A 12,577-nucleotide genomic window follows, 5' to 3' on the forward strand; every position below is an offset into this window, starting at 1 on the left:
ACGTTCATTTCACAATTATAAAGAAGGTAACTCTAACCCATAGCCGCCTTAATATTAGCCAAAGTCATTTGGGCAGTATCATCAAAGCGAACATCCGCATCAGCAAGGGTTGTCGCGTCACCAACACCGACAGAAACTTCATTGGCAGCGTTGATGGCTTCAATCCCAGCTGCAGCATCTTCAACGCCAACGCAGGCTTCTGGTGCGAGGCCAAGTAATTCAGCACCTCTGATATAAATTTCAGGATCTGGCTTACCCTTTGACAAACTGGCAGGATCAACCACTTTAGGGAAGTAGTCAGTCAACTTCAACTGAGTTAAAACGGTTGGCCCATTTTTAGAGGCTGAAGCAAGCGCAATCAGGTAACCATTGGCACGCAAGTCATCCAAAAATGCTTTAATGCCTGGCAAAATGTTAGCCGGGGTCATTTTCTTGATTTCGTTCACATAGTTGGTGTTCTTTTCGGTGGCTAACGCAACTTTTTCATCCTGCGTGTACTTATCTTGAATGTTGCCAGCCTTCAAAATCATTTCAAGTGAATCCATCCGCGAAATGCCCTTGAGACCATCTTCCAAAGTTTTAGTCCAAGTCACGCCCAGCTTTTCGGCAAGTTGGCGCCAAGCCTTAGTATGATAAAGCGAGGTGTCAGTAATGACACCGTCTAAGTCGAACACGAAACCTTTAATTTGATCAAACGTTGTTGCCATGAAAACCACTCCTTCATAAATTCGTTTCGGTTACCGAGGAAGTTCGCTAATAATCAACAGTTTTAGTTTGGTTAGCCTTTAGTGCAACCGGTTGCCCTTCTACATTGACGGTCACATCCGTATCGGTGGTCATCTGAATCTGAGATTGGGTGATCTCAAATTCGTACCAATGTCCGCGAATGAGTTGTTTAAATTGTAGTTTTGACCACTGGGTTGGTAGGTTAGGGTGAATCGAGATTGTGCGCCCCAAACTATCGACACCACCGTAATTACGAGTTTCAATCATTAAAGTTGCACCCATGACGCCAAGGTGGATACCTTCTGCAGTTGTCCCGCCTTGAATGTCATAGTAATCCGAGAATAGGGCGGTACTAAACAGTGACCATGATTGGTCCATGTTATCGTCCATTTCGGTCAGGACTGAATAGACGATTCGAGACAGGGTTGACCCATGAGTCGTCCGGTTAAGGTAGTACTGAATGTTTTTAGTCAAGTATTCCTGTGGTAACTGATACCCTAATTGTCCCAGAATGTGGTCCACTTCGTCAATGTTTAAGACGTAATAAGCCATCAAAGTATCGGCTTGTTTTGCAACTTGATAGGCATCAGGTGTTTTACCTTCCGCTTTTAAAAGCCGGTCGATTCGTGAAATATCACCGTATTTGCGACGGTAAGCGTCAAAGTTTAACGCAGGCAAATCAAAGTAACCCTCAAATTGAGCCATAATACCATTTTTATTGATATCTAGCTTCAGCTTGTGGGCGATGTCAGTCATTTTTTCGAATAAGCTTTGGTCAAAATTGCTCGTTTCGGCGACTTTGGCAAAGGTCTTCTTTGGCACTTGTGGTTGTAATTCAATGAGGTAATTGAACAACCAAGCCACCATAATGTTAGTGTAGGTGTTGTTGGTTAAGCCTGGCTCGTCCGCGTTAGGGTAGTTTTCGTGAAATTCGTCTGGCCCCATTACGTGGGAAATGCTGTAACGCTTTTCTTTAGCGTTAAAGGTCGTGGCGCTGATCCAGAACTTCGCAATCGACAGCAACATTTCCAGGCCATATTGATTCATGAATTCGTGGTCGCCAGTTACTTGGGTGTAATTGATGATGTTAAAGGCGATGGCCAGTGACACATGGCGTTGGAGACGGCTGTTATCAGGATCCCACTGATGAGATGTTGGATTCAAGTGCAGGAACTGAGATTGTTCATCGCCAGTTTGACCTGACTGCCAAGGATACATCGCACCTTCATAGTGTTCTTGTTTGGCATAATCGCGGGCAGCATCGAGTCGACGGTACCGGTACATCAAAAGCTGTTTCGTCAATTCAGGATAGTGAAGTGTGTAGAATGGCAAAATAAACATTTCGTCCCAAAAAACGTGGCCACGGTAAGCTTCACCATGAAGACCACGGGCGCCAACTGAGGCATCAAGTTTGCCAGAGCCAACTGCTGCGGCCGAAACCATGGCATGAAAAAGGTTCACCCGGGTTAGTTTTTGGCTGGTGATGTCGGTACTGATTTGAATATCAAAATTATCCCAAGCCGCTTTCCAGTAGTTAGCGCTTTCTTTTGCAGTTTGGTTAAAGGACGCTTCGCTAATATCGTTGCCAGCCGCTTCAATCAAAGGTTGGTCGTGCGTTTCAAGTGACGTGTAAATGGATACATTTTTTTCAAAAACGTAGGTGTGACCAACTGAAACGTCAATGGACATCACTTGCTTAACGTGGTTTTCTTGGTTGCTGACTTCTAATTGTGGCGCTTTTTTTTGGCCAAGCAATTGCAAGCTGCTACCGATTGCGAATTCAATGTGAGAATTGCGCGTTTCGCCAGTCATGTAAATTTGGTTATCACGCGAGCTCATACCTGTGATGTGTAAGTGTTGCTGGTCAAAATCTTGATAGCGTTCAACGTTGCCATTAATAACCGATCCATCAATTTCGGAGTAAACCTGTAGTGTACCTGAGAAATTAATTGGAGTAATGGTGTACTGAATTGCATAATCGTGCCAATTTTTCATGTTAGCAATTTTAGTCGTCGTAACCGCTAAATCGTGACCAGTTGAAAGCTGAATGTGCATCGTGGTGGTCAGGGTGCCATGTTTGAGGTCCAAACTACGATAGATGTCTTGAATGTCATTGGGATTGATTGTGAACGGCGTCTGGTGATCAACACCAAAGGTTAAAAATTGTGCGTTAGGTAAGTTAACCAGGTCTTCATTAGTGACATCATGATCCCCAATCTTAGTGGTGAGTTGATTGTACACGCCGGCGACATAAGTCCCAGGGTAGTTGTCTTCATCAGCGCGCGATTCAACGTAAGCACCACGCAAACCGAAATAACCATTACCGATGGTCAACATCGCTTCTTGACCATAGTTGCGCTTTTTTTCGTATTCACCAAAGTAATCAAGGTGCCATTCGTTGTAGCGTTGCTTCTTCTTAATGGCCTTGGCCAAGCCGTGCTCTTCCACGTCGCGTTGGCAAACAACTGGAATGTTGAGCATGTTTGTGATGGCTAGTCCGATATCAATTCGGTTGTGGTTAATCCCGATAATGGTATCTGAAAATTCATACTCCAAGGAGTTCAGCAAAATGGCTGCGTCAATTTGTAGACCAGCTAGAACCACCTTGATTTTTTCTAAATTATCGCCAATTGTCTGCATTGGGTTATAGGTGATGACAAACCGTCTGTAGGGCGCTTGATTATCGTTGGTTGAGTAGGCGATTTCAATTGAGTCCTGCATGACCCGTAGTGCAATTGTTCTCATAATTAGCCTCTTTTCTATGAGTAGTGTCTCCCATAAGTTAATCATAAAGCGCAGTCCTACAATCCGCAATGATTGTGACTTGAGCCTATTAGAAGACTGAGCTTATAGTAATTGACTAATTAAACGATCACTTGTAAGGCTAACTGGCTGATGGTTGAGGTAGAAATGGAATGGTTCGCCACTGAGTAATTTCACTGAAATAGCACTTTGCGTGATGGTGATCGCTAACTGGCGATTTTGAAACCAGATATTAAAGCGTAAACTGGTCCATTCTGAGGGGAGTTCTGGTGAAAGGTTGAGGCTGTCCTTTTCCAATCCTAACCCCGCAAAGCCATAGATTAGGCTTAACCAACTGCCACCCATGTTGGCAGCATGGATGCCATCGCCCGTATTGCCTTGCGCATTAGTTAAATCCATCATGACGGTTTCCATGAAGTAGCGATAGGCCTCGTCTGACTGATGTAAGCGGTGTGCTAAGATGCCAAAAATTGCACGAGATAGGGATGAATCGTGCACCGTGATGGCCTCGTAATAATCAAAGTCGCGACGAAGTTGTTGCGCCGACTGATCATTTGGAAATAAAAAGTCAGTCATAACGGTGTCGGCCTGCTTATTGACCTGGTAGTGATAAATGGTCATTGGATGGAAGTGTAACAAGAGTGGAAATTGGTTCCGAGGTGTTGTTTTGATTGGCCAGAGGGGTTTAGTGGTCGAGACGTCATCTTGCATTTTAATTTGTCGTTGCGTATCAAATGGCAGGTACATGTTGTCGGCGGCCCGGTTAAATTGATCGATTTCTGCGGTCGTAACGTCCAAGGCAATTAATTTTTCGGGGTGAGTATGTCTGAGCTGTTTGCCATACTTCACAGCGATACTTAAATTGTTTTGCGCCATTCGATTGGTAAAGTAATTATTGTTGACCATTGCGGTGTATTCATCTGGACCGGTGACATCGTCGATCACAAACTTGCCAGCGTGAGCAGTATCTGTCGCCCAGTGACCATAAGCCAGCCAGAAACGTGCTGTTTGAACGATGATTTCGTAACCATACTGCAGTAAAAAGTCTTGGTCGTCAGTGACACGGACGTAAGTGTCTACGGCGTAAGCAATATCAGCGTTGATATGGACTTGCGCAGTTCCAGCCGGGTAATAGCTGCTGGCTTCTTCGCCATTGATGGTGCGCCACGGAAACAGGACGCCATTTTTGACGGCCAGTTCACGGGCCCGTTGACGAGCCTGTGGCAGTGTTTGATAGCGATACAACAAAAGCTGTTTGGCTAATTTGGGTTGGGTGTAGATGAAAAACGGTAACATAAACATCTCGGCGTCCCAGAAGAAGTGCCCTTCGTAGCCAGGCCCTGTGAGTCCCTTGGCAGCAATACTGGTTCGCCCGTCATTGCCAGCGGCTTGATAAAGGTGAAAGAGGTTAAAGCGGATGCCCTGGGCTAAGGTTGGATCACCCTGTAAGTCAATGTCACTACTTTGCCAAAATTGAGCAAGCTGTGCCGTTGACGCATTCAACAATTCATTGAACGACTGGTCGGTTAATCGCTGCTTGGCGGAATTGGCAAATTCAGCTTGAGTGAGGGTCGTATCGAGTAATTGGTGCGGGTAACTGATGGCATAGGCAAAGGCGAAACTTTGCGTGATGCCGGCCGTTAAATCAACAGTTTTGCTATAGCTTGGTAGGTCGTCGACAATGGTGGGCTGCATGGTGTTTTCGTTCAGCGCTTGTTGCGCAACAATCAGAGCAAGCTGACTTTTTCGAGTACTGATGAGCATCGTTGGAATCGGACTATCAATGAAGGTTCGATCAAGCGTTAGGTCCCGTTGCGCTGCCCGCATGTCATCAACGCTCGTTTGAATTTGTTGATCAATGTAGGGGTGTTGTTTAATGATGGTGATGGGGCCGGTAAAGTTCAGGGCACTGACACTATAATTGATCACAAATAAGTGGGCGTCTGCGTGTGAGGCAAACGACTGCATGGTTAATCGGAACTGTTTGTTGGAAGGGCTTTGAATATCAAAAATCTCAAAAAGGACTCCGGTTTTCATATCCAGGTTTTTATCAACAACCTTGATGTCAAAGGGTGTTTCGTCGGAGCGAATGCCATCGATTTCAAAAATAATGAAGCGTGGGTCTGGCAACTGACAAATTGTTTGAGAATGTTGCGCATACCCCGAATAGTTTTCACCGTAGGAAAGAGCGGTTAAATCATAAAAACCGTTCACAAACATCCCTGGCTGACCATGATAATGGCTGCTGTTACCTTGTAGCGGGTTGGAAGCTCGTACGCCAAAATGACCGTTTCCTAACGCGTAAATGGTCTCAATTGCAGTTTCATCTTGTCGTGGCAGTTTTTGTAAGTGAATTTGAAAAGCATCAGGTGTTACCATCTGAATCATCTCCGTTGTCTTATAACTTTTAAGCTATTATAGAACAGTTTTCGGGGGAGTTGGTACATTGTGATTGTAAACAATAAGGGCGTGAGACAATTCTGGGTTATCATTAAAAACAGTCGTGAATCCCAGATTCTGTTGGGATTCACGACTGTTTTTGCTGATATGGTCGGGACCTGAGTGTTGTCAGAGTTTTGGGCGTCATAACAGTTTTGAACTTAAGTCAAATTTTTATTGAATATAAGCTAAGCATCAAGCTTGATGCTTGCCGATATAGACCTTTCTTCGTCTCGAGTGTTCAGCTTAGTGGAACGGGATTATTTTTGTTGTTCCTTTAATAAATCGCGGATCTCAGCTAAGTAAGTTTCGCTGGCACTTGGTGTTTCTGGTTCTTCATCCGGTTCGCTGGACTTAGTGAATTTATTGATCGTCTTAACCATCAAGAAGACAACAAAAGCAATAATCAAAAAGTTGATGATCGCGTTAATAAACAGACCGTACTTAAAGTGTGCGCCACCAATGGTAAACATCAGCCCTGATAGGTCGATTTTACCGATAAATAAACCAATTAACGGATTGATCAGGTTGGTCGTCAGGGACTTAACGATGGCTGTAAAAGCCGCCCCAATAATGACCCCAACTGCCATATCAATTACATTACCTCGAGCGATAAACGTTTTGAATTCTTTTAACATGCTCCCACCTCGTTTGTTTGATACCCTTATTTTAGCTAATTCTGATGGTTAGTTGCAATAAAAATGCAAATTGACAACAATTAATTGTTAATGCAGTTAATAATAAGGTAGCAATAATTTGATGAAAATATTTGAGAAAGAGATAATTTGGCTTGAACTATTGTTTTAAAATTGCTACCTTTAAGATGAGTCACTAAAAGCAAAAGTTGAAATTAATTGAATCGGTCGTTTTTACGGAGGACTAACGTGATGGAAACAGTTCGAGAACAGTTGTCAGCAGCCCAGAAACAGGGTCGTTTAGTTGAGATTTTTCGGTACGGAGACGAACACCATTTTTTAACTGGTAACGTGATTGCAATTGATGAAAAGTTTGTGCTGATTAAGCGAATTAACACGAATGGTGCCACAGACGGCGCAATCGTGTTACGAATCAACACGGTATCTAAGGTTGTTGCAACCTCGGATTACTTGAAATCGCTAGTGGCCGTAATTGCACTGGCTAGGGAACGGCACTACAACGATATTTGGCACGTTGAAGACTTACTCAGTGAGCTTAACCTCGCCAAGCATTCAATCTTGAAGGCTGCGCTCAAGTGGGCGTTTAAAGCTGACCAAGTGGCGAGCTTGGGGATTCATCCAGGTAAGTCCGAGAAAACTTACACCGGATTTGTGGCTGAACTTAAGACGCACAAAGTCCACTTTAATGACGTTAATCCCAGCGACCTGACTGCACGTTGGCAGGTTAAGCTGGCTTACGCTGATTTAAATTACGTGGAGATTGGTAGTTTTAAGACTTATAGTACGACGGCCATCTTGGAACGTTACATGGCCGAAGATTTTCATTAAATGATCGGAGTTAAATTGTGAAAGGGCTAATCTACTTTATCCTTGGTCTGGTACCCACCATTATCATTGGGACCACAATGTATTTCGTACGCGATTGGCCGACTAATAGCGCCATCACGATCGTAACGTTATTTATCGTCATGACGGTGTCAATGCTGTTGGTGACTTACCTGTACGTTAAGTTGATGCCATTCGTCAAGACACTTGAGGATGAGGACCAGGACAACGACGATTCAGATTCGAATTCAAACAAACAAGCATAAGCGGTGATGACCGCTTTTTATTTTTGGAAGATTGAGGTGTTGATATGCAACCAGTGAATTTAGCCGGTCAGCCAGCTAAACCATCATTTTGGACGCGGGGATTACTATTTTTAACGTACTTTGTGGCGATTCAAATTGTGCCAATGGTGCTCGTGCTCATTCGTAAAACGGCGATGGATCAGATCTTGATCAGAAGCGGCCTAGCGATATTATATTTGCTCGGCTATATCGTGATTATTGTGGCGTTAGTATATAGTTTAAAACGGGTGATGAACCGATCGTTTTGGCACTGGTTATCAAGACGGGATGCGCTGATTCTCGTTGGTTCTTTCTTAGGCTTTTTAATTGCCGAAATTGGGCTGAATCTGCTTAATCAGCAGTTCTTTGGTCAATCCCAAACTGCCAATAATCAAGCGATTCTGTCTTTGTTAACCAGTGATCGATGGATTTTTTATTTGCTGATGTTTTCGGGCATTATTTTATCGCCGATTGTTGAAGAACTACTATTCCGCGGTTATTTGATCAATGCTTTCTTTAAACCCCAGCAAACTTGGCTACCGGTAATTTTCAGTGGGGTGGTTTTTTCACTTGCCCACCTCAGCACCAATATCGTGAGTTTTTTAATCTACGCGGTATTGGGAATGATTCTAGCCACGATTTATCGAGGGACCGATAACCTCTGTACCTCTATTGGCCTGCATATGCTGAATAATTTGCTGGCGATGTCGATGATGGCGGTTATGATTCATTGATCCTCAGTTGATGATGTGATGTCTTACACGAAAAAACCTAATTCCATCATGGAATTAGGTTTTTTTAGTGAATTTACATTTCAATTAAAAGCTTCAGATTTGAAACTAAGACATTTTTGCGCCAATCAAATGATCGTTACTGATGCCATCTAATTCAGTCATGACTTCACGAATCTGATCGAGAAATTGGTTATAATCAATGCCATCCAGGCTGAGCAAGTCAACGCAGTCGTTAACGCGGGCATAAACTTCATCGCGTTGAGCGGCAGCAAATGGTGTGACGTCAACGTTAACTTGACGTTCATCTTGATCACTACGAGTCCGAGTGATCCAGCCTTGCTTTTCCAGTCGCTTGAGCAATGGTGTTAAAGTACCGCTATCGAGGTTCAAGTGGTCACCGAGTTCACGAACGGTCATTGGTGACGTCTCCCACAGTGCTAACATCGTGATGTATTGCGGGTAGGTTAAGTGAAAAGGTTTAAGTGCATCTTGATAAAAATGGTTAAACTTTTTGCTGGCGCTATAAAAGGCAAAACATAGTTGGTTATCAAGTAACCGCGGGGTAGTATTTTCTGACATGAATAAGCCTTCTTTCGAATTAAATTTAATTAATAAATCGTGTACAACTCAATTGTCTCTGCAATACTCATTCTATCGGGTTAAATCACTTTTGTCTACTAACTGGCCGTGATTTTATACGATTAATGTTATTGAATTAGTCGCGTTGGCCAAGTGGTAAGGCAAGCCGCTGATTTACAATGCGCGCTAAGGCAACAACCATCACGATTTTAAAGATTGCAGGCAGTAAAAAAGGATAAAAGCCCGTTAAAAAGGCGGTACTGACACTCAGATGATTGCTGATAATCAACCAGACGCTCCCCATCGCAAGCTGCAACATGGCTCCAATAAAATTCGCAACGGTGAGGTTAAGGGGTGATTTGCGGCGACGTTGCAGCCACCAACTCGTGAAGCTTACATATGCGATAAAGCCCCAAAGATACCCGCCAGTTGGGCCAAAAATGACGGCAAAACTGGTGGCGCTGCCCGCAAATACTGGTAAACCAATTAAACCAAGGAGTAAATAAAGTAAAATAGCTAGATTACCGGCTACTGGCGTCAAAAGTGACGCAATCAAGCCCACGGCCAAAGTTTGACCGGTCAGGGGAATTGGACCAAGTGGAATTGTCAGTTTAGAGAAAATTACAAGAATTGCTGCGAACTGGCTAGCAAGCACCCAGTTCAATAATGGTTTATTTTGAGTCACAACAGACCTCCCAATATGTTTATTTTTTGAGAATAAACCATAAACTGGAAATTTTCAAGTAATAACTTTTAGACAATTAATGCAGGTGACGATGATTTTAGTTATAATGGCTCTAGAAGGGAATGGTGCGGTGTGTTTATGTCAACGGGGGCGTACAATCAAGCCCATGTCATTAAAGGAGTCGTTGCGGTGACGTGTTCTACGATGTTACGGTCAGAGCAACCGGACGAATTTTCAAAGTTTGACGGCTTGTTTGATGAAGCCAAGCAAAAGCTGTTCGAAAAGGCGGAAGAAAAGGGCGGTGACGGTATCGTCGACGTTGCTTTCAACACGGAAGTTGTGCGGATGAGTGTGGCACCGAAGTTTTTGGTGGTGCATGGGTATGGAACTGTGATTGCGTTGCCACGGTGATCATGTTGACTTTGATTGACTAAAAAAGCCTTTACAAATATAGTCGGAATAGTGTATGATTATTCCTGTTGTGATGCCCCGGTGGCGGAATTGGCAGACGCGCAGCGTTCAGGTCGCTGTTTGGGCAACCAAGTACAGGTTCGAATCCTGCTCGGGGCATAAAACTAGAATCGAATTTTTAATCAACAAAAACGCCTAGAAATAGGCGCTTTTTTATTGCAAAAAACTGTTACGCATACAATATAACGTAACAGTTTTTCAAATTATTGTGAGTTACAATAGTACCAGATTTACATGTAGTTTCTTATTTTGAATAATCGACGTACCAATTACCTTTTTTTGAAAGACGATAGTGAAGGTAATAACCATCGTAAGAACTACCGTAGTTATACAACCACTCTTGATTTTGATAAACGTGTGTTTTTGCTTTTAACATGATGTAACTGGGGTGAGTTGGTTTCGATAGCGAAATCAGCTTATGACCACTTCGCCAGGTATTGTAGCGACGAAGGTGGACATCTTTTAAGTTGATATAAAAAACGCGACTGTGGTATTTTAGGTTTGCTACACGCCCTTTATAGGTCGTATTCTTTTTTGCATAATAAGTTAAATTTCGGTTGGTATCTGACAAAATATTGACGGTATGAAATGGATCTTTTTCGTTTGCCCCTTTTGCAGTGTCGTACAGCCAGACAAAATCGTCATTATCACCGCCATACATAAACGCTCGTGAATAATGCGTTGTTGAAAACTGATTGGACTTCGTAACTTTGTAGTGCCAGGTTTTGGCCTGAGCTGTTGAAACGCTGGTTAATCCGCCTAAACTTAAACCAACTACGAGTGCACCCAAAACTGTTCTGATATGCATGTTATCATCCCCTAAACAGATAAACTGTAAATTAAAATTTGTACTCATACAAAACTATAGCAGAATTAGCTTTATATGTCTGTGGCGTGAATAAATTTTTGTGAGAGTAGTCAAAAACGACAAGTACTCAATAAAAGAGTATTTGTCGTTTTGTATTTTGTTTGAGTCATCATTTAAAGAATGTTAATACATCCCCAACAACTTCCACCAACCCAAACCAATCACCACGTAGACCAAAATTTCAAAAAGCGAAACTAAGAAGCCAATCCGCCACCATTCCCGTTGAGTTAAAAAGCCGGTTGAAAAATAAATTGAGGCGGTGCCGGTACCATAGTGGGTCGTAGCCGGGGATACACAGGTCAATAACGCAAGTAACATCGTCGTGACTAAGGGGGATGCACCCAGACCAACTAGGACTAAGGCAAATGGAATAAAGAAGGCTTGGATATGGACGAGGACACTGGTTAAGAAATAGTGAATGTAATAATAGGCCAAAATCAAAATTAAACCGGCTAGTAGTAGTCCAGCGCCATGGGTTAAGTTGGTTAAATTAAGCTGGATCCACTTGATGACGCCCGAAGTATTCAGGTATTCAGTGACTCCAATCAGTGGCGCTAGCCAAAGTAGAATGTTCCAACCTTGTTTTTCATTTAGAACATCATCCACGGAGATGACGTTAAATAAGAGCAGTAGTCCCAGCCCAATTAGGGCAATTAAGGTGTTGTCCAATTTTGTGATGGCACTGGTTGCCCATAATCCCACTGTGAGCACGAAACTGCCAATCATGAGCCATTCCTTGACTGACATGCGATCCAGGTCGTGTAGCTCCCTTTCGGCCGTGTCACGAATCAGTTGCATGTTCTTAACTGCGGGACGATGGCACTTTAGGACAATCACTGGAATCCCAAGTAGGGCCATCAATGTGGGAACACTCGCATAAAGAAACCACTGTGCCCAAGAGATTTGAATGTGAAAGGCGCTGTTAGCTAAACTGACCGCCAGTGGATTGGTGGCCATGGCGGTCAAGAAGAGGCCGCCGACCACCAAGTTTTGGTGAAAAGTAACTAACGTTAAGTATGAACTGAGCGTTGGCTTAGGTTCAGCTGATTTCTCGTCCAACACATCCGTAATTGATTTATTAATGGGAAATAAGATACCAGCGCCACGCGCATTGGTATTAGGAATAATTGGCGCTAGAATCAAGTCAACCAAACTCATGGTGTAGGCCAACGTGATTGGTGTTCGTCCAAAGTGGCTAATGAGCGTATAGGCAAGTCGTTTGCCAAGCGGGGTTCGCTTGAACCCAATGGCGATAAAAAACGCGAATAGTACTAGCCATACTGGACTTAAGCCTAAGAATGAAAAGAGTGTTGGCGCTGGTATGGCGCCAGTGACACCAAGTAAAGCGACCATAACGAGTGATAATGTCGCTAGTGGGGCGACGTTTAAAACACAACCCAGAATAAAAAATAAGACCAAGATGAAGCTGTGCCAACCGTTTAACGTAACCCCAGTTGGTACGTGTTGTAACCAAAGTAACCCTAAACCTAACAGGCCAATCGCAAATACAATCAAGTTGACGCGATTGGTGCGTTTGATTTGCATAA

12 protein-coding genes and 1 tRNA gene are annotated in these 12,577 nt (G+C 43.4%); 5 read left to right on the plus strand and 8 right to left on the minus strand.

Annotated features, from left to right (window positions below; all coding sequences use genetic code 11):
- Positions 1-32 precede the first annotated feature (32 nt).
- From pgmB to mscL, 4 genes are all read right to left on the minus strand, one after another.
- Positions 33-707, minus strand: coding sequence for a beta-phosphoglucomutase (pgmB, locus tag FD04_RS05225; RefSeq protein ID WP_054699663.1), 675 nt, complete (start codon positions 705-707; stop codon positions 33-35).
- A gap of 46 nt (positions 708-753) precedes the next feature.
- Positions 754-3,471, minus strand: a complete 2,718-nt coding sequence (locus FD04_RS05230) for a glycoside hydrolase family 65 protein (RefSeq protein WP_056947541.1) — start codon at positions 3,469-3,471, stop codon at positions 754-756.
- 102 nt (positions 3,472-3,573) lie between these two features.
- Complete coding sequence (locus FD04_RS05235; RefSeq protein WP_156660404.1) at positions 3,574-5,868, minus strand: glycoside hydrolase family 65 protein; 2,295 nt, start codon at positions 5,866-5,868, stop codon at positions 3,574-3,576.
- A 320-nt stretch (positions 5,869-6,188) separates the two neighbouring features.
- Positions 6,189-6,566: a large-conductance mechanosensitive channel protein MscL gene (gene mscL, locus FD04_RS05240; RefSeq protein ID WP_056947544.1), complete on the minus strand. Its 378-nt coding sequence runs from the start codon at positions 6,564-6,566 to the stop codon at positions 6,189-6,191.
- A 249-nt stretch (positions 6,567-6,815) separates the two neighbouring features.
- On the opposite strand from mscL, the gene FD04_RS05245 reads away from it, so the two are divergent.
- Genes FD04_RS05245 through FD04_RS05255 form a run of 3 tightly spaced genes read left to right on the plus strand, consistent with a single transcriptional unit; the run spans position 6,816 to position 8,427 of the window.
- Positions 6,816-7,412, plus strand: coding sequence for a hypothetical protein (locus FD04_RS05245; protein WP_056947546.1), 597 nt, complete (start codon positions 6,816-6,818; stop codon positions 7,410-7,412).
- 17 nt (positions 7,413-7,429) lie between these two features.
- Positions 7,430-7,675, plus strand: coding sequence for a hypothetical protein (locus FD04_RS05250; protein ID WP_054699673.1), 246 nt, complete (start codon positions 7,430-7,432; stop codon positions 7,673-7,675).
- Positions 7,676-7,719: 44 nt separating this feature from the next.
- On the plus strand, positions 7,720-8,427 hold the full coding sequence (locus tag FD04_RS05255) for a CPBP family intramembrane glutamic endopeptidase (RefSeq protein WP_056947548.1): 708 nt from the start codon (positions 7,720-7,722) through the stop codon (positions 8,425-8,427).
- 105 nt (positions 8,428-8,532) lie between these two features.
- Here FD04_RS05255 and FD04_RS05260 read toward each other — a convergent pair whose 3' ends face one another.
- Entirely contained in the window at positions 8,533-9,006 is a 474-nt protein-coding gene (locus tag FD04_RS05260) for a MarR family winged helix-turn-helix transcriptional regulator (protein WP_054699676.1), read from the minus strand.
- A gap of 136 nt (positions 9,007-9,142) precedes the next feature.
- Positions 9,143-9,691 (minus strand): biotin transporter BioY, encoded by a 549-nt coding sequence (locus tag FD04_RS05265; protein ID WP_056947550.1) that lies wholly within the window; start codon positions 9,689-9,691, stop codon positions 9,143-9,145.
- A 132-nt stretch (positions 9,692-9,823) separates the two neighbouring features.
- On the opposite strand from FD04_RS05265, the gene FD04_RS05270 reads away from it, so the two are divergent.
- Together FD04_RS05270 and FD04_RS05275 are read left to right on the plus strand one after the other, a co-directional pair.
- A complete protein-coding gene (locus FD04_RS05270; RefSeq protein WP_054699681.1) occupies positions 9,824-10,102 on the plus strand; it encodes a hypothetical protein in 279 nt (92 codons plus the stop codon).
- A gap of 75 nt (positions 10,103-10,177) precedes the next feature.
- Positions 10,178-10,261 (plus strand) — tRNA-Leu (locus FD04_RS05275).
- A gap of 145 nt (positions 10,262-10,406) precedes the next feature.
- On the opposite strand, the gene FD04_RS05280 is transcribed toward FD04_RS05275, so the two are convergent.
- Both FD04_RS05280 and FD04_RS05285 read right to left on the minus strand, forming a co-directional pair.
- Positions 10,407-10,970, minus strand: coding sequence for a hypothetical protein (locus tag FD04_RS05280; RefSeq protein WP_056947552.1), 564 nt, complete (start codon positions 10,968-10,970; stop codon positions 10,407-10,409).
- Positions 10,971-11,153: 183 nt separating this feature from the next.
- Positions 11,154-12,575: a DASS family sodium-coupled anion symporter gene (locus FD04_RS05285; RefSeq protein ID WP_056947554.1), complete on the minus strand. Its 1,422-nt coding sequence runs from the start codon at positions 12,573-12,575 to the stop codon at positions 11,154-11,156.
- Positions 12,576-12,577 lie beyond the last annotated feature (2 nt).

Origin of the sequence: Secundilactobacillus odoratitofui DSM 19909 = JCM 15043, assembly GCF_001434895.1 — a bacterium.
In the GTDB taxonomy this organism is placed as follows: domain Bacteria; phylum Bacillota; class Bacilli; order Lactobacillales; family Lactobacillaceae; genus Secundilactobacillus; species Secundilactobacillus odoratitofui.